Here is a 16,342-nt window from a genome sequence, read left to right as displayed (position 1 = left end):
GAGCGGACGCGCCAGCAATGGCCCTTCCCTGCGCGGCGCTCTCCGCGTAAGCGCGGCGACCATGACGAATGCACCCGTTCCCAAGCCGTGGATCATGGAGATCGCCCCGTATATTCCGGGCCGCTCCACCACCGACGACGGCCGCAAGGTGGCCAAGCTCTCGTCGAACGAGAATCCGCTCGGCACCAGCCCGCGCGCGCGCGCGGCGTTCGCCGCCGCCGCGACCAGCCTCGAACGCTATCCCGACGCCGGCGCCACCGAATTGCGCGAGACGCTGGCGGCGAAGCACGGGCTCGATCCGGCGCGGATCATCTACGGCAACGGATCGGACGAGGTGCTGCACCTCGCCGCCGGGGCCTTCGCCGGGCCGGGCGACGAGGTGATCTACGTCAATTACGGCTTCTCGGTCTATCCGATCGCCACCCGTCGCGTCGGCGCGACGCCTGTGATCGCGCCGGACAAGGATTACGCCACCGACGTCGACGCGATCCTCGCCGCCGTCAGCCCACGCACCCGCATCGTGTTCGTCGCCAACCCCAACAACCCGACCGGCACCTACGCCCCGCGCGCCGAGATCGAGCGGCTCCACGCCGGGCTGCGCCCCGATATCCTGCTCGTGCTCGACCATGCCTATGCCGAATATATCGACGGCGAGGACGACGACGGCGGCATGGCGCTGGCCGAAACCGCCTCGAACGTGCTGGTGACGCGCACCTTCTCCAAGATGTACGGCCTCGCCGCCGAGCGGATCGGCTGGGGCTATGGCGCGCCCGCGATCATCGAGGCGATGCACCGCATCCGCCTGCCCTTCTCGATCACCATCGCCGGCACGGCGGCGGCGGTCGCGGCGGTCGGCGACGCGGAATTCGTCGCCGGCACCCGCGCGCACAACGCGCGATGGCGTTCGTGGTTCGCGGAAGAGATCGGCAAGCTCGGCAATGCCGGGCTGCGCGCGATCCCCAGCCAGGCGAACTTCATCCTCGTGCTGTTCGAGGGCGAGCTTACCGCCGAGGCGGCCTACAAGGGGCTGATGGAGGCGGGCTATATCGTCCGCTGGCTTCCCGGACAGGGCCTGCCGCACGGCCTGCGCATCACGATCGGCACCGCCGATGAGACGCAAGGCGTGGTCGCCGCGCTTCGCCGCATGGCGGGCGCGGACTGATGCTGCCCTTCGCGCGCGTTTCGATCATCGGGCTGGGGCTGATCGGCTCGTCGGTGGCGCGCGCGGTGCGTCAGGCGATGCCCACCGTCCGCCTCACCGGCCATGACGCGAGCGCGGAGGTGCGCGAGACGGTCCGCCGGCTCGATCTGGTCGACGACGTGACCGACACCGCCGCCGCCGCCGTCACCGACGCGGAGCTGGTGATCCTGTGCGTCCCTGTCGGCGCGATGGGCGCGGTGGCGCGCGAGATCGCCGCCGACCTGCCGGCCGAGGCGATCGTCAGCGACGTGGGATCGAGCAAGGAATCGGTCGCGAAGGCACTGGCCGAGGCGCTGCCGGGCGCGATCATCGTCCCCGCCCATCCGGTCGCCGGCACCGAGCGGAGCGGGCCGGAGGCGGGCTTCGCCTCGCTGTTCCACGGCCGCTGGTGCATCGTCACGCCCTTGCCGGGCGGCGATGCGGCGGCGGCGGAGCGGGTGGCGGAATTCTGGCGCCGGCTCGGCAGCGATGTCGAGACGATGGCGCCGGACCACCACGATCGCGTGCTGGCGATCACCAGCCACCTGCCGCACCTCATCGCCTATACGATCGTCGGCACCGCCAACGACCTCGCCGAAGTGACCGAATCGGAAGTGATCAAATTCTCCGCCGGCGGCTTCCGCGATTTCACCCGGATCGCGGCATCCGATCCGACGATGTGGCGCGACGTGTTCCTCAGCAACAAGGAAGCCGTGCTGGAGATGCTCCAGCGCTTCAGCGAGGACCTCTCCCAGCTCCAGCGCGCGATCCGCTGGGGCGACGGCGACACCTTGTTCGATCATTTCACCCAGACCCGCGCGATCCGCCGCTCGATCGTCGATCAGGGGCAGGACGACGCGGCCGCCGATTTCGGCCGGCGGCACGGATAGAGTCGAGACCCGTCACTCTTCCAGCGCGTTGATCGCTTCCCACACCCGCTGTTCCGCCTCGCGGCGCGGCAGGCCGGGCGGGATCGGCTCGCCGATGCGGAACGTCACCACGCCGGAATGCTTCGCCCCCTTCTTCGGTAGCAGCCGCCCGCTGTCGGTGGCGATCGGCACCACCGGCAGGTCGAGCGCCTTGTACAGCCCCGCGAAGCCGGAGCGCAGCGGCGGCATCTCTCCCGGCGGCACGCGCGTCCCTTCGGGATAGACGATCACCGACCGGCCCGACGCCTTCGCCGCCGCGCCGTCGCGCATCAACTGGCGCAACGCCTTGCTCGAGGCATCGCGGTCCACCACGATCGAGCCGTAGCGCGTCGTCGCCCAGCCCCAGATCGGGATGCGCAGCAGCTCGCGCTTCAGCACCATCGCCGGGCTGTCGAGGATGAGTTGCAGCTCCAGCGTCTCGTACATCGCCTGATGCTTGGCGGCGTAGAGGAACTGGCCGCGTGGCACATTCCCCTCCACCCGGCTCTCGATGCCGAGGATCGCGCGCATCGCCCAGCGATGCACCCGCGCCCAGCCGTCCGCATAGCCGATCACCGCGCGCCGCCCGAACAGCGCCGCGACCGGCACGCACAGCACGATCGGCACCGAGACGATGTAGAAGAAGGCGCGGAAGGCGATCGTCCTCAGCCAGTCGGTCATTTGCCCCATTCGTTCACTTGCCAACGCCCAGCCACAGCACCACGCGGCGCAGGATCAGCTTGTTGTATTCGTTCACCAATTGCCGCAATCTCGGTTCGGTCGTCACGCCGTCGCGGACGATCGTCACGTCATTGTCGAGCGCCGCGCGCAGCTCCATCCGCGCGCGCGCCATATGCCAGTCGGAGGTGACGAGCCGTACCGAGCGATAATGATGCTCGCGCACCCAGGCGGCGGTCTCCTCCGCGTTCGAGCGTGTATCGACCGCCTGCCGCCCGAGATCGACGCAGCAATCGATCGCCGGCGCGTGGCCGAAGGCGGCGGCGAGCTCGCGCTTGCCCACGCCGGGCGCGACGCCGGTGACGAGCATCCGCTGCGCGCGCTTCTCCTCGATCAGCGTCAGCCCGCGCGCGATCCGCCCGACGCCGCCGGTCGGCACGACGATCGCATCGGTCCGCGCCACGTCCGACGGGCGGGCGAGCAGCAGCGTGAACGCCGCGAAGCCCAGCCCCCAGGCGACCGCGACCAGACCGATCAGCCGGCTGATCACAGGATATTCCTCAGCGCGCGCGTCACCGCCACCCGCGCCGCCGCCATCGCCAGCAGGACGAAGCAAAGTGGCAGCAGCGCGAGCGCCACCCACGCCCCCGCGCCCAGCCCGGCCGCGCCGAGCAGCTCCGAGCCAAGCCCGGCGCCGCGCATCCCGATCACCGCGACCAGCGCCAGCGCGCCCGCGCCGCCGATCGCGCCGCCGACCAGGGCATCGCGCGCGATGCGGCGCTGGAACAGCCGCGCCACCTGCACATCGGTCGCGCCGAGCATGTGCATCACCTCGATCGTCGCGCGATGCGCGTCCAGCCCGGCGCGCGCGGCGAGCACCACGACCATCGCCGTCGCCGATGCCATCAGCGCGACCAGCCCCGCGCCGATCCACGTCGCCAGCGAGAGCATCCCGGCGATCGCGGCCATCCAGCTCGCATGGGCGTCGATCCGCGCTTCGGGGGCGATCCTCGCCACCGCCGCGCGCACCCGCGCCAGCGTCGCCGGCGTGCCATCCGCAAGGTCGACATCGATCATCACCGGCAGCGGCAGCGCGGGATCGGCGCTGTCCGCGCCAAGCCACGGGCGCAGCAGCTCGGCCAGCGCCGCGCGGCTCACCGGCGCGACGCGCGTCACCCCCGGCGTGGCGCGCAGCCGCGCGGCGAGCCGCGCCCCCTGCGCCGCGCGCGCGGCCGGCGCGCCGCTGGTGAGCTGCACCGTCAGCCGCCCGGCGAGCGAGCGTTCCAGCGTCGTCGCGGCGTTGCGCGTCGCCAGCCCCATCGCGGCGGCGAGCACCGTCAGGAACAGCATGATCGCGATGACCCATGTCATCGCCCGGCCGTCGCGCGCGTCGTCGAGCAGCCTGGCGGTGCTGTACGCCATCGCCTAGCCCTGCCTGCCCGGCGGGTGGAGCAGCGCGCCGGTCGGGTCCTGCAACCGCCCCTTGTCGAGCCGCATCATCTGCGCGTCGGGCACGCGGCTGAGCAGGTGGAGGTCGTGCGTCGCCACCAGCACCGTGGTCCCCAGCCGGTTGAGCGAATCGAACAATAGCAGCAGCCGGTCCGCCATCTCCGGATCGACGTTGCCGGTCGGCTCGTCGGCGACGAGGATCTCCGGCCGCCCGATCACCGCGCGCGCGATCGCCACGCGCTGCTGCTCCCCGCCGGAGAGCGTCGCCGGCCGCGCCGCGCCGCGATCGCCCAGCCCGACCCAGGCGAGCATCTCGCTCACCGGCCCGGAGACATCCGCCTCCGGCACCCCGGCGACGCGCAACGGCAAGGCGATGTTGTCCGCGATCGAAAGATGCGGGATCAGGCGGAAATCCTGGAACACCACGCCGATGCGGCGGCGGAATCCGGGCAGCCGCCCGCGCGGCATCGTCACCGCATCCTCGCCGAACAGTCGGATGATCCCCCGGCTCGGCCGCTGCGCGAGATAGAGCAGCTTGAGCAGCGAGGTCTTGCCCGCCCCGCTCGCCCCGGTGAGGAAATAGAAAGCGCCGCTCGCCAGGTTGAAGCTGAGGTCGGACAGCGTCTCCTGGCCGGTGCCGTAGCGCAGCCCCACATTCTCGAACTGCACGATATTCGCCATTGCCGGCGCCGTCCGCCTTCCCGCCCCTTGCCCGTCCGCCATCGCACGAGCCGGGGCCTCGCTTCAAGGCCGGCGCACTCATTGCTTGCCAGCACCATGCGGGGCGTGCTTAGATTCACGGATTCAAGCCCGTTCCTGCCGCTCCAGCGTGTGTCGCGACATGATCCTCGAATGCCCCGAATGCCGCACCCGCTATCTCGTCCCCGACAGCGCGATCGGGATGTCGGGGCGGGTCGTGCGTTGCGCCAATTGCCGGCATAGCTGGTATCAGGAGCCGGGCGCGGCGGCGATCGAGGCATTGAGCGAAGCGGTGGCGACACCAGCCGCCCCGCCGCCGGGCCTGCCCGCCGCCCAGACCGGGGCGCCGGTCGCCGCCGCTCCGGCGGAAGCGGATCGCCCCGCGATGCCGGCGGCCGAGCCGGATTACGACGCCTTCGCGCACCGCCCGCCGTTCCGCCCGCGCCGCGACCAGTCGCGCCGCTGGACGATCGCGGCGATCGCGGCCGGGGTGCTGATGCTGGTCGCGGTGGGGGCGATCGTGTGGATGAGCGCGCCGGGGCTGGCGCAGCAGCTCGGCCTGTCGTTCGGCCCGGCGGAATCGCCGCTGCGGCTGGTCGACAATCCGATCGAGCGGCGCGAGATGGCCAATGGCAGCGAGCTGTTCGCGGTGAGCGGCAAGGTGCTCAACCCTTCCGGCACGCGCCAGCGCGTCCCCGACATCCGCGCCGACCTGCGCGACGCGCAGGGCCGGATCGTCTATAGCTGGACGATCACGCCGCAGCAGCGCTCGCTCGGCCCGAAGGGGTCGATCGACTTCAACTCCGCCAAGCTCGACGTGCCTGCCAATTCCAAGCGGCTGGAGCTGAGCTTCGCCGGCGAGAGCGGGAAATAACCGGCGGCGTCGAAACGCCGGCGCCATTTCCAAAAGGGCCATTGCCAGCCCGGCGGCGCTTTGCTAGGGGCGCCGTCCTGCCAATCGCCGGGCCAGCCCGGTGGATATCACGTGCGGTCGTGGCGGAATTGGTAGACGCGCAACGTTGAGGTCGTTGTGTCCGAAAGGACGTGGAAGTTCGAGTCTTCTCGACCGCACCATTGCCCCTCGCGGGCCGGATGATTTCATTGCCCGATAGCGATTTCGCGCCACGCGCGAATCGGACGGCGCTTCAGGATATTGTTAACCTTGATCCGGCCGGCGCGTCCACGCGGCGCGCCGGGATAAATGTAACAAATGCTGACAGCGCATAGATAAAGTGTCGCATTTCAGGACGAAATTGGTTACCCGAATTGACGGGGACCGGAAGATCGCGATCTAGGTTGAGTCAGGGTCACCGTTCCGCAAGGGGGAAGGCCGTGTTGCCGAAGTTGAGCCGTTTGAATATCGCGAAAAGGGGCAGGAGGCTGGTTCTCCTGGGTCTGCTCGCGGCATCCGGAGTCGGCACCGGTTATGTCGCGGTCGACCGGAGCGCGGGCGGCATCGGCGCGGCCAAGGCGGCGGTGATGGCCGCGCTGGCCGATCCGCTTTCGGTGTTCAGCGATCGCTCGCCCGGCGCGCGCTCGCCCGGCGCGCTGACCCAGACGAAGCCGGCGCGCGAACGGACGCTGGCGCAGGTGCGCGAGCGCCGGCACCCGGCCGGCGCGGAGACGCCGGTCGAGCATGTGCTGGCCTCGATGCGCGAGCGCCCGCCATTCCTCGACGAGGGCGCGATCCCCTTCGATCAGGTGGCCGGCCCACTCGCCTCGCCTGCCGATATCGCCAATCCCGTGCCTTCCGTCCCCGGCCCCGGCCCGATCCCGTCGGTCTTCCCGCCGATCATCACCGGCCCCGGACCGGTCAACCCGCCGCCCGTCACACCGCCGGTCACGCCCCCCGTCATCAGCGTGCCCGAGCCGGCGACCTGGGGGATGATGATCCTTGGCTTCTTCGGCATCGGCATGGCATTGCGTCGCCGGTCACGGCCGACGGCGGCCGCCAATAGCTGAGCCGCGCGCGGGGCGGATGACGCGCGCGTTGTCACGCGCCGCCCTCCCGCTCGCCGTCCTGCTGGTCGCGATCTGGCTGGGCGCGGCGCTCACGCGTCATCGCCCCGAACCCGCCGCGCCCGATCCCCCGGCGCGGCGGATCGAGACGGGGCCGCGGATCTGGTATCCGGTCGGCCAATATCCCGTGCTCGCGCTGCCCGACGGCGAGCGGCGCACGGTCAGGAGCGTGCTCAACATCCGCGAATCGATGCGCTTCGGCGATTATGTGTGGAACGACCAGCATATCCCGAAAGGCGACACCTGGGTGCGCATCGATCTCGGGCGGCAATTGCTGTCGGTGTTCCGCGACGGGCATGAGATCGGCTCGGCGGTGATCCTCTACGGCACGGACGGCAAGCCGACGCCGACCGGCGTCTTCCCGATCATGGAAAAGCAGGTGGAGCACCGCTCCACGCTCTATGACGCCGAAATGCCGTTCATGCTGCGGCTGACCGGCGACGGCGTCGCGATCCACGCCAGCAACGTGCGGCGCGGATCGGCCACCCACGGCTGCATCGGGGTGCCGCCGTCCTTCGCCGCCCTGCTGTTCGCGGCGGTGAAGCGCGGCGACACGGTGGCGATCGTGCCGCCCGCAAGGATTCGTGGTTAGTCGAAAACTAACCAGCCCCCTCAATCGCCTGATGACCGACAGGTGAGAGAAAAGGTCCATTCCTCGGAATGGGCCAATCATGTCGCATCAACGACTGACATCGCTGTTCGGGGCGCTCGCGCTGCTGTCGAGCATCCCTTTGACGGTCGGCGCGACCGACCCCACGTCCAACTTCGCCGAGCGGCTGCTGGCGCGGCACAACCGCGAGCGCGTGTCGATGGGGATCGCGCCGCTGCGCTGGGACGGGCGGCTGGCCGCCTCCGCGCAGGGCTGGGCCGATCACCTCGCCGCGACCGGCCGCTTCGAGCACGCGCCCGAGCGCCAGAACGATCCGCAGGGCGAGAATCTGTGGGCCGGCACGCGCGGCGCCTTCACGCTCGAGCGGATGGTCGATGCGTGGATTCGCGAGAAGCGCTATTTCACCCCCGGCCTGTTCCCGAACAACAGCGCGACCGGCGATGTCGACGACATCGGCCACTACACCCAGCTCATGTGGCGTGACACCGGCGAGGTCGGCTGCGCGCTGGCCAGGGGGAAAGTGGAGGACGTGCTGGTCTGCCGCTACAGCGACGCTGGCAATTACATCGGCGAGCGGCCGTTCTGATACGGAATCGCCGCGAGGCCGTTCCCCAATCCGCTTGACGCGGATCGCGGCGAAGCGGAAATTCCGCCGCATGGAACAATTCGACCTTTCCGAGTCCGAATGGCGCCGGCGGCTGACGCCGGAACAATATCATGTGCTGCGGGAGGCGGGGACCGAGCGCGCTTTCGCGGGCAAATACAACGACAACAAGGCCGACGGAATCTATCATTGCGCCGCCTGCGAGCTGGCGCTGTTCGATTCGGCCGACAAATATGATTCCGGCTCCGGCTGGCCGAGCTTCACCCGCCCGATCGCGGCGGATGCGGTGACCGACCATACCGACACCAGCCACGGCATGACCCGCACCGAAAGCCGTTGCGCGCGCTGCGACAGCCACCTCGGCCATGTCTTCCCCGACGGGCCGCCGCCGACGGGGCTGCGCTACTGCATCAACTCGGTCAGCCTCGATTTCCACGCGCGGCGTTGATTCGCCGCCCGCCGCCGCCGGCAATCGCGCGCTTGTTAAGCCACGGCTAAGCCTCTATCCCCTCTAGCCGATCCGATGGCCCGCGCCCCTAGAACCCGTTCGCCCTGGCGCCGCCGCCTGTCGCTTGCGATCAAGCTCCTCGTGCTGCTCGCGATCCTTGGGCTGGGGGCGCTCGTCACCGCCGTATATGTCACCCGCGCGCAGCTGCCCGACTTCGATCAGCTCAAGTCGTCGCCCAACGGGCAGATGATCCGCGTCCACGCGGCGGACGGCACGGTGATCGTGTCGATCGGGCCGAGCTATGGCGAGTGGCTGAGCTACGACCGCATCCCCAGGGTGATGCGCGACGCCACCGTCGCGGTGGAGGATCGCCGCTTCTACAGCCATCTCGGCGTCGATCCGATCGGCGTCGCGCGCTCGGTGAAGGTGCGGCTCGATCGCGGGCGCTGGGTACAGGGCGGCTCGACCATCACGCAGCAGCTCGCGCGCAATGTCTTCCTCAACAACCAGAAGAAGTTCGGCCGCAAGTTCCGCGAATGGATCCTCGCGCTGGCGATGGAGCGCAAGTTCAGCAAGGACCAGATCCTCGAACTGTATCTGAACAAGGTCTATTACGGCGGCGGCGCCTATGGCATTGACGCGGCCTCGCGGAAATTCTTCGGGCATGGCGCGGATCACCTGTCGCTGCCGGAGGCGGCGATCATCGCCGGGCTGGTGAAGGCGCCGTCCAATTATTCCCCCACCGCCGACGCCAATGCGGCGGTCGGCCGCGCCTCGGTGGTGTTGCAGGCGATGCAGGACAGCGGCGCGATCTCCGCCGGGGAGGCGCGCGCCGCCGATCCGAAATCGGTCGCGCTGGCGCCGGAGCCGAAGCAGAACAGCGTCCGCTATTTCACCGACTGGGCGCTGCCCCAGCTTGAGCTGCTGATCGACGAGACCGAGAAGCCGCTGGACGTGTGGACGACGCTCGATCTCGACATGCAGCGCGATGCCGACGCCGCGATCCGGCAGAACGCCCCGAACGGCGCGCAAGGCGCGCTGGTCGCGCTCGACCGCGACGGGGCGGTGCGCGCGATGGTCGGCGGCAAGGATTACGTCTCGTCGATCTACAACCGCGCGACGCAGGCGGAGCGGCAGCCGGGATCAGCGTTCAAGCTGTTCGTCTATCTCGCCGCGCTGGAGGCGGGGAAGACGCCCGAATCGACCGAGGTCGATGAGCCGGTGACGATCGACGGCTGGTCACCGCGCAACGATTCGCGGCGCAATTCGGGGCAGGTGACGCTGCGCACCGCTTTCGCCTATTCGCTCAACACCGTCGCCGCCAAGCTCGGCCAGGAAGTGGGCTTCGCGACCGTGGCGGACATGGCGCGGCGCTTCGGCATCACCACCACGATCAACACCCATCCCTCGATGGTGCTCGGCACCTCGGACGTGCGGCTGATCGACATGACGCGCGCCTTCGCCAGCGTCGCCAACCAGGGCGTGGCGGTGACGCCCTACGGCATCCTCAAGGTGACGGCCAACGGCGAGACGATCTACCAGCATGAGGTGGATCGCAGCCGCGTGCTGGTCGCGCCGCAGATCGCGGCGGAGATGATCGACCTGCTCCAGACGACGGTGAACACCGGCACCGGCCGCGCGGCGCAGATCGGCCGCCCGGTCGCGGGCAAGACCGGCACGACCAGCTCGTCGAAGGACGGCTGGTTCCTCGGCTTCTCCTCCGGCCTCACCACCGGGGTATGGATGGGGCGTGACGACGCCAGGCCGATCGCCGGGCTGCACGGCGGCACCGCGCCGGCGCGCGCCTTCCACGACTTCATGATCCGCGCGGTGGCCAAGCGCCCGATCGAGCAGTTCGAGACGCAGGTCACCTTGCCCGAGGCGCAGCTCGAGCCGGACGCGGAAAGCTATTACGGCGCGCCGGACAACAGCCTGTTCGTCGATCCGGACGGCAATCCCGTGCCCGGCGGCGTCCCCGGTCCGCCCGACTATGCCAATCCGCCGCCGCCCGACCGTTCCCGGCCGCAGCCGCAGGTCGATGACGACGGCAACGCGCTGCCGCCACCGCCGCCGCCGCAGGAGCGGCTCGATCAGGACTGGATCGACCGGGTCACCGGCCGCGATCCGCGCCGCGACCAGCGGCGGCCCGCGACGCCGCCGCAGGGGAACCGCCAGCCGCCGCCGGCCACCTATTCGTCGGACCCGCGCCCGTACCAGTGAAGCGCCGCACCGTGCGCGCGCAGCCAGCGGCGTTCCGGCAGCGGATCGCGGCCGTAGAGCGTCGCGACCAAAGCGTGGAACGCCGCGCCATGGTTCATATGGACGCGGTGCGCCACTTCATGCGCGACGGTCGCCCGGCGCACCGCGCGCGGGGCGAGCGCCAGCCGCCAATTGTAGCGGATCGTTCCCGACGCCGCGCAGCTCCCCCAGCGCCCGCGCGCGTCACCGATCGCGACCTTCGTCACCCTGACCCCGGCGAGCGCGGCATAATGCGCGGTATCCTCGCTCAACAGCCGCAGCGCCTCGCGCTTCAGCCACGCCTCGACGCGGCGGCCGATCGTCTCGCGCGGGCCGCCGAGCATCAGCCGATCGCCGTCGCGCAGCACCCGGCGCGGCGCCGCTTCATTCCATGTGACGACAAGCGCGGCATCGTCGAACGGCACCGTCATGCCGTCCACGAACGGCTTCGCGATGGGGAGCGCGGCGCGCTGGCGGTCCAGCCATTCGCCCTGCGTCGCCGCCCAGGCCAGCGCCGCCTTGGCCGAGGCGCGCTGCGGGATCACCAGCCGCGCGCGCCCGCTCGCCGGATCGATCGACAGCTTCGCCCGGCGCGCGCGCGGATGCCGGACGACCTCGATCCCGGCGGTCATAATTCGCGATCGACGATATGGTGTTCCAGATCGCCGGCATCGTCCTCGCTGATCGTCCAGCCGCGCACCGACTGGCCCGCGCGATGCACCGCCTCGGGATCGCCGCACACCAGATAATGCCATTCGGGCAGCGGCTCGCCCGCCGCGCGCAGGCGATAGGCGCAGGTCGCGGGCAGCCAGTCGATCTCGCCCACGTTGCGCATGCTGAGCCGCACGCATTCGCTGACATAGGCGTGGCGGTGGCGATAATCCGAGCAGCGCCCGCTGCGCCGGTCGAGCAGGCGGCAGGCGACGTTGGTCGGGATCAGCTCGCCGGTCTCCTCGTCCTCCAGCTTGTGGATGCAGCATTTGCCGCAGCCGTCGCACAATGCCTCCCATTGCGCGCGGTCGAGCTTGTCGAGCGGCGTGTCTTCCCAGAAGCGCGTCATTTCGCCCAGCGTTCGATCTCGTCGGCGATCTTGCGCGGCGGCCCCTCCTGCGACAGCAGGGCGATCGGCTTGCCGTCCGGCGCCATCAGATAGGCGGCTCGGCTGTGATCCATCAGATAGCCGCCGGCGCTGCCTTTGCCGCGCGCATAATAGATCGCATATTCCTTCGCCACCTTCGCGATCTCATCGGGCGTGCCGGTCAGCCCGATCATGCGCGGGTGAAACGCCGCGACGAATTGCCTGAGCACCGCCGGATTATCGCGCGCGGGATCGATCGTCACGAACACCGGTACGACGCGCGCGCCGACCGCTGGCTGTTCCTTCTCCACGATCTTCAGCGCCGCGCCGATATTCTGCATGTCCAGGGGGCAGACGTCGGGGCAGAAGGTGTAGCCGAAATACATGATGCGGTATTTACCGGCGAAGTCCCGGTCGCTCGCCGGACGGCCGTTCTGGTCGGTCAGCGTGAAGGGGCCGCCGATACGCGCGCCTTCGAGCGGGGGATGCTCCGCCTGCTTCGCGGGGGAGCAGGCGGCGAGCGCGACGGGGATGAGAAAGGCAAGACGCAGTTTCATGGCACCGCCAGAGATGATCTGTTAGAGCCTCTATCGCAACCTCGTGTGGAATATCGAGACGCCAATGAAGCGCATCCTCCTCGCCGCCGCGATCCTCGCCGGCACCGCCGCGCTGCCCGCCGCCGCGCAGCAACAGTCACAGAGCTACAAGTTCCTCCAGGCCGTGAAGGACGCCAAGGGCGACGAGGTGACGAAGATCCTCGACCAGCCCGGCCAGCGCATCATCAACACGCGCGACGTTACCACCGGCGACGGCGCGCTGCACATCGTCATCAAGCGCGGCGACGACATGTATTTGCGCTATCTCCTCTCGCGCGGCGCCGATCCCAACCTGCGCAACGGCAAGGGGGACACGCCGCTGCTGATGGCGATCCAGTACGGCCAGAACACGCTGGTCGACACCTTGCTGCTGGTGAAGGCAAATCCGAACCTCGCCAACAGCGCGGGCGAGACGCCGCTGATCCGCGCGGTGCAGCGCCGCGACCTGCCGCTGGTGCGCGTCCTGCTCGCGGCGGGAGCGGACCCGGACATGACCGACAATGTCGCTGGCATGTCCGCGCGCGATTACGCCCATGCCGATTCGCGCTCCCCCGCGATCGCCAAGCTGATCGACGAAAAACCCAAGACCGTGCATCGCGACGTCGCCGGACCGAAGCTGTGACGTCCTAGAACCCCGGTTCCGCTTCCGGGTCGCCCAGCGCGATCAGGCGGCGGGCGGCGCGGCGGGCGAAGGCAAGGGTGCAACGCTTGCGGACATGCGCCGCAAGCGGCTCGCTGCGCGCCTCGCGCAGCACCGCCGCGTCATAGCGGTCCGCGACGATCAACCCGGTCCGTTCGGGCAGGAACGCCTCGCCATGGATCGGCGACGCATCGAATCCGGCCGGCACCGCCCAGAAGAAGCGGTCGCAATGATCGAGATAGTCGCGCCACTTGGCATCGCCGAGCAGATCGGCGCGCGAGACCTTGATCTCGACGATCGTGATCCGCCCGCGCGCGTCGAGCGCCATCAGGTCGGCGCGCCGCCCGCCCTCCAGCGGCACCTCGGCGATCGCGGTCAGCTCGTGCCGCAGCAGCATCCGCGTCACGCCGCGCGCGACATCGGCGGCGATCATCGGCGCGAGCGATTCGTCCAGAACCGAAAGGGGCGAGGTGATCGTCACCCCGCCCCCTCTAGAACATCTCAGGAACGAAAAAAAGATCAGCGGTAGAAAACGTGGTTCCCGATCGAGGCGACCTTGACCCGACCCCAGCCCGGCGCGGCGCGGCGGGCATGGAAGTAGAGCGCATCGCTGGCGTCGCTTTCCCACGCATCGTCGAGCGCGACCTTGGCGACGGCCAGCGCGGTGCGCCATGCCGGGCGCGACGGATCGACGCTGGGAATGCGGCCGCCGCGCACGAAGGAGAACTGGCCCGGCTGGGTGATGACGCCGCAGATGCTGCTGCCGAACCGACCGTTGTCGGCGCGGTTGAGGATCACCTCGGCCACCGCGAGCTGGCCGGCGAGCGGCTCGCCCTTGGATTCATAATAGATCGCGCCGGCAAGACAGCGCAGATCGTCATCCATCTCGCCCTTGGTCTGCTGCGCTGCGACCGCGGCGGCGAGCGTCGGATAGGCGATGGTATCGTCCGGCTGCGCGTCGGCGGCAACAGCCTCGCCCGGCGTGGGGGTGACGGTGGGAACGACGGGATTGGGAATCGACGGCACATAGGCCGGCTGGATCGTCGCGAGCGCGGTGGGCGCCACTTCAGCGGCAAGGCCGGCGCTGCTGCCAACAGCGAGACCGACGATCGCAAGAGTCATGGTCGCGGCAACCGCGATCCGGGCATGAAACGACATTCAACAACAGACATGGGCGGTTGGGACGCGGATGCGCGGTCGTCACGAAGGACAGGACCGGCCGGGTTCCCCCCCGACTGCGTCACCGAACGGATCGCACCCGCACTCGGCACAACGCTGAAACATGAACGCGCGGTTAGTGTTTGTGCGACGCAACGGAGTCAATCATCGCAGATCGTTTCAGCGGCGAACCGTTTCGCCTGCGGGATATCCAGAGCAACCACCCACAGGTCTGGATCGCGCTGGCGGCGGCGCTGCCAATAATCGTCGAGCGATTCCCCGCGCCCCGCCGACGGACCGGTTTCGATCAGCGCGATGCCCCCATCGGGGCCGATTCCGCGCTCCAGCACCGACACCTCGCGCTCGTCGATGACGAGAATCGCGCCGGCCTGCCGATCGCCACGCGCGCGCACCACCGCGATGCCGCCTGCGTCGTTCACCCGGCGCAGCAGCGCGTCCACCGTCACATGCGCGGGCAGCCGCCCGCTCATTCGGTACGATAACCCGGCAGGCCAGCGAGCGCGATGCGGCTGCGCATGAAGGTGCCGGTGCCGCGCGCCACTTCCTCGCCTTCGGCGTCGATCAGCCGCGCGTCGCCGACGAACACGCGGCGGTGGCCGCTGATCCAGCGTCCTTCCGCCACCACCGGCCCGGCGGGCAGCGGCCGCGTGAACAGCAGGCTGAACTGCGTGGTGAGCAGGAAGCGGTCCGTCACCAGGCTGTTGCAAGCATAGAAGGCCGCATCGTCCAGCATCTTGAAATAAGCGGTGCCGTGGGTCGCGCCGCCGGCATGGAAATGCCGCTCGTCCACCGTGAAGCGGATGCGGGCGACGCCGGCCTCCGGTATCTCCAGCGCCGAATCGAAGAAGCGGTTGATCGGCGCCGCCGCATAAAGCGATTCGAGCGCGCGGAAATGCGCTTCCGCGCCCTCAGGATGCCTCACGCGCCTCGTCCGCCGTCAGCAGCGCATAGAAAGCGTCGCGCGAGCCGGCGCCGCGCAGCTTGTCGACGAAGGCGCGATCGCGAAACCGGCGCGAGACGCGCGCCAGCGCCTTCAGATGCTCCGCCCCCGCGTCGAGCGGCGAGAGCATCGCGACGACGATATCGACCGGCGCATCGTCCACCGCCGCGAAGTCGATCGGCTTGGCGAGCCGCGCGACCAGCACCGCGATGCGCGGCACGCCGGCGATCCGCGTGTGCGGGATGGCCACGCCCCCGCCGAAGCCGGTCGAGCCGAGCCGCTCGCGCTCCGCCAGCGCGGCGGCGATCGTCGCGGGATCGAGCGCGAGCGCCCCGCCGCAGATCGCCGCGATATGCTGGAACAGCGCCTTCTTGCTCGACGCGACGACGTCGACGAGGATGAGGTCATGCGACAGCAGGTCGCTCAGATCACTGGTCATGTCGATAATCGGCTGCCTCAGCGTGCCCGCTGCGGCTCGACCCAGCCGATCGTCCCGTCGCCCCGGCGATAGACCATGTTATAGGCGCCAGTGCCCGAATTGCGGAACAGCAGCGCCTGCGTGTTGCGCAGGTCGAGCATCATCACCGCATCGGACACGCTGGCGTCGGGCACGTCGACGCGCGTCTCGGCGACGATCAGCGGCGCCTCGCTGGCCTCCTCGTCGATCGCGCTCTCGGCGAACAGCGTATAGCCGGCATTGTCATAGCCATTGGCCTCGGCCATCTCGAGCGCCTTGTCGGCCTGGCGGTCCTTCAGCCGGCGCATGTAGCGACGGAGCTGCGTCTCGATCCGCCCGGCCGCGCCGTCGAAGGCGAGGTGCGCGTCCTGCGCCTCGTTCCGGCCCTTCAGCACCAGCCCCTTCATCACATGCGCGACGATGTCGCATGTGAATCCCACATCGCGCGGGCCCTTGCCGAACGTCACCTCGGCGGAAAGGGCGCGGGAGAAATATTTGTCCGCGATACTCTGGAGACGCTCCTCGACATGGGTCTTGAGCGCACCGCCCGTTGCGACCTGATGACCAGAAACGCGGATATCCATCTTCTTCTCTCCACTTGCTTCGACGGCGGGCCTGA

22 protein-coding genes and 1 tRNA gene are annotated in these 16,342 nt (G+C 69.5%); 10 read left to right on the top strand and 13 right to left on the bottom strand.

Going from position 1 to position 16,342, the window contains the following annotated elements:
* The first annotated feature begins 61 nt into the window (after nt 1-61).
* Together hisC and F9288_RS05335 are read left to right on the top strand one after the other, a co-directional pair.
* Nucleotides 62-1,162 (top strand): histidinol-phosphate transaminase, encoded by a 1,101-nt coding sequence (hisC, locus tag F9288_RS05340; protein WP_174835681.1) that lies wholly within the window; start codon nt 62-64, stop codon nt 1,160-1,162.
* The gene (locus F9288_RS05335) at nt 1,162-2,070 is read left to right on the top strand and encodes a prephenate/arogenate dehydrogenase family protein (protein ID WP_174835680.1); all 909 of its coding nucleotides are present in this window, start codon (nt 1,162-1,164) and stop codon (nt 2,068-2,070) included. The genes hisC and F9288_RS05335 overlap by 1 nt, the downstream gene beginning before the upstream one ends.
* 12 nt (nt 2,071-2,082) lie before the next feature.
* Here F9288_RS05335 and F9288_RS05330 read toward each other — a convergent pair whose 3' ends face one another.
* From F9288_RS05330 to ftsE, 4 genes are read right to left on the bottom strand one after another with little or no spacing between them, the layout of a single operon-like run.
* Nucleotides 2,083-2,769: a 1-acyl-sn-glycerol-3-phosphate acyltransferase gene (locus F9288_RS05330; protein WP_174835679.1), complete on the bottom strand. Its 687-nt coding sequence runs from the start codon at nt 2,767-2,769 to the stop codon at nt 2,083-2,085.
* Between the two features lie 13 nt (nt 2,770-2,782).
* Entirely contained in the window at nt 2,783-3,316 is a 534-nt protein-coding gene (locus F9288_RS05325; protein ID WP_174835678.1) for a YdcF family protein, read from the bottom strand.
* A complete protein-coding gene (locus tag F9288_RS05320; protein WP_174835677.1) occupies nt 3,313-4,188 on the bottom strand; it encodes an ABC transporter permease in 876 nt (291 codons plus the stop codon). The genes F9288_RS05325 and F9288_RS05320 overlap by 4 nt, the downstream gene beginning before the upstream one ends.
* Before the next feature lie 3 nt (nt 4,189-4,191).
* Nucleotides 4,192-4,896, bottom strand: coding sequence for a cell division ATP-binding protein FtsE (ftsE, locus tag F9288_RS05315; RefSeq protein WP_174835676.1), 705 nt, complete (start codon nt 4,894-4,896; stop codon nt 4,192-4,194).
* 160 nt (nt 4,897-5,056) lie between these two features.
* Between ftsE and F9288_RS05310 the strand changes: the two genes are divergently transcribed.
* From F9288_RS05310 to F9288_RS05280, 7 genes are all read left to right on the top strand, one after another.
* The gene (locus F9288_RS05310) at nt 5,057-5,788 is read left to right on the top strand and encodes an MJ0042-type zinc finger domain-containing protein (protein WP_174835675.1); all 732 of its coding nucleotides are present in this window, start codon (nt 5,057-5,059) and stop codon (nt 5,786-5,788) included.
* 113 nt (nt 5,789-5,901) lie between these two features.
* Nucleotides 5,902-5,988 (top strand) — tRNA-Leu (locus tag F9288_RS05305).
* A 258-nt stretch (nt 5,989-6,246) separates the two neighbouring features.
* A complete protein-coding gene (locus tag F9288_RS05300; RefSeq protein WP_254621083.1) occupies nt 6,247-6,876 on the top strand; it encodes a PEPxxWA-CTERM sorting domain-containing protein in 630 nt (209 codons plus the stop codon).
* Between the two features lie 16 nt (nt 6,877-6,892).
* Complete coding sequence (locus F9288_RS05295; protein ID WP_174835673.1) at nt 6,893-7,525, top strand: L,D-transpeptidase family protein; 633 nt, start codon at nt 6,893-6,895, stop codon at nt 7,523-7,525.
* A gap of 79 nt (nt 7,526-7,604) precedes the next feature.
* Nucleotides 7,605-8,129 (top strand): CAP domain-containing protein, encoded by a 525-nt coding sequence (locus tag F9288_RS05290; protein WP_174835672.1) that lies wholly within the window; start codon nt 7,605-7,607, stop codon nt 8,127-8,129.
* Between the two features lie 70 nt (nt 8,130-8,199).
* Complete coding sequence (msrB, locus tag F9288_RS05285) at nt 8,200-8,595, top strand: peptide-methionine (R)-S-oxide reductase MsrB (protein WP_174835671.1); 396 nt, start codon at nt 8,200-8,202, stop codon at nt 8,593-8,595.
* A 75-nt stretch (nt 8,596-8,670) separates the two neighbouring features.
* Nucleotides 8,671-10,815, top strand: coding sequence for a transglycosylase domain-containing protein (locus F9288_RS05280; RefSeq protein WP_174835670.1), 2,145 nt, complete (start codon nt 8,671-8,673; stop codon nt 10,813-10,815).
* Here F9288_RS05280 and F9288_RS05275 read toward each other — a convergent pair.
* Genes F9288_RS05275 through F9288_RS05265 form a run of 3 tightly spaced genes read right to left on the bottom strand, consistent with a single transcriptional unit; the run spans nt 10,785 to nt 12,468 of the window.
* Nucleotides 10,785-11,465, bottom strand: a complete 681-nt coding sequence (locus F9288_RS05275; protein ID WP_174835669.1) for a M48 family metallopeptidase — start codon at nt 11,463-11,465, stop codon at nt 10,785-10,787. The two genes, F9288_RS05280 and F9288_RS05275, sit on opposite strands and share 31 nt — an antisense overlap.
* Entirely contained in the window at nt 11,462-11,893 is a 432-nt protein-coding gene (locus F9288_RS05270; RefSeq protein WP_174835668.1) for a YcgN family cysteine cluster protein, read from the bottom strand. The genes F9288_RS05275 and F9288_RS05270 overlap by 4 nt, the downstream gene beginning before the upstream one ends.
* Complete coding sequence (locus F9288_RS05265) at nt 11,890-12,468, bottom strand: SCO family protein (RefSeq protein ID WP_174835667.1); 579 nt, start codon at nt 12,466-12,468, stop codon at nt 11,890-11,892. The genes F9288_RS05270 and F9288_RS05265 overlap by 4 nt, the downstream gene beginning before the upstream one ends.
* A gap of 64 nt (nt 12,469-12,532) precedes the next feature.
* Between F9288_RS05265 and F9288_RS05260 the strand changes: the two genes are divergently transcribed.
* Complete coding sequence (locus tag F9288_RS05260) at nt 12,533-13,129, top strand: ankyrin repeat domain-containing protein (RefSeq protein ID WP_174835666.1); 597 nt, start codon at nt 12,533-12,535, stop codon at nt 13,127-13,129.
* Nucleotides 13,130-13,133: 4 nt separating this feature from the next.
* On the opposite strand, the gene F9288_RS05255 is transcribed toward F9288_RS05260, so the two are convergent.
* From F9288_RS05255 to raiA, 6 genes are all read right to left on the bottom strand, one after another.
* The gene (locus F9288_RS05255; protein ID WP_174838879.1) at nt 13,134-13,580 is read right to left on the bottom strand and encodes an MmcB family DNA repair protein; all 447 of its coding nucleotides are present in this window, start codon (nt 13,578-13,580) and stop codon (nt 13,134-13,136) included.
* 86 nt (nt 13,581-13,666) lie between these two features.
* On the bottom strand, nt 13,667-14,305 hold the full coding sequence (locus F9288_RS05250; RefSeq protein WP_174835665.1) for a cell wall hydrolase: 639 nt from the start codon (nt 14,303-14,305) through the stop codon (nt 13,667-13,669).
* Between the two features lie 161 nt (nt 14,306-14,466).
* On the bottom strand, nt 14,467-14,796 hold the full coding sequence (locus tag F9288_RS05245; protein ID WP_174835664.1) for a DUF1491 family protein: 330 nt from the start codon (nt 14,794-14,796) through the stop codon (nt 14,467-14,469).
* A complete protein-coding gene (locus tag F9288_RS05240; RefSeq protein ID WP_174835663.1) occupies nt 14,793-15,248 on the bottom strand; it encodes a PaaI family thioesterase in 456 nt (151 codons plus the stop codon). The genes F9288_RS05245 and F9288_RS05240 overlap by 4 nt, the downstream gene beginning before the upstream one ends.
* Nucleotides 15,235-15,705 (bottom strand): PTS sugar transporter subunit IIA, encoded by a 471-nt coding sequence (locus F9288_RS05235; protein ID WP_174835662.1) that lies wholly within the window; start codon nt 15,703-15,705, stop codon nt 15,235-15,237. Before F9288_RS05235 ends, F9288_RS05240 begins: the two co-directional genes overlap by 14 nt.
* A 17-nt stretch (nt 15,706-15,722) precedes the next feature.
* Complete coding sequence (gene raiA / locus F9288_RS05230; protein WP_174835661.1) at nt 15,723-16,307, bottom strand: ribosome-associated translation inhibitor RaiA; 585 nt, start codon at nt 16,305-16,307, stop codon at nt 15,723-15,725.
* Nucleotides 16,308-16,342: the final 35 nt, after the last annotated feature.

It is taken from the genome of Sphingomonas sp. CL5.1 (assembly GCF_013344685.1).
Lineage (GTDB): Bacteria > Pseudomonadota > Alphaproteobacteria > Sphingomonadales > Sphingomonadaceae > Sphingomonas.
Note: the sequence above shows the minus strand (reverse complement) of the source record. Positions and strands in the feature narration are given on the sequence as shown.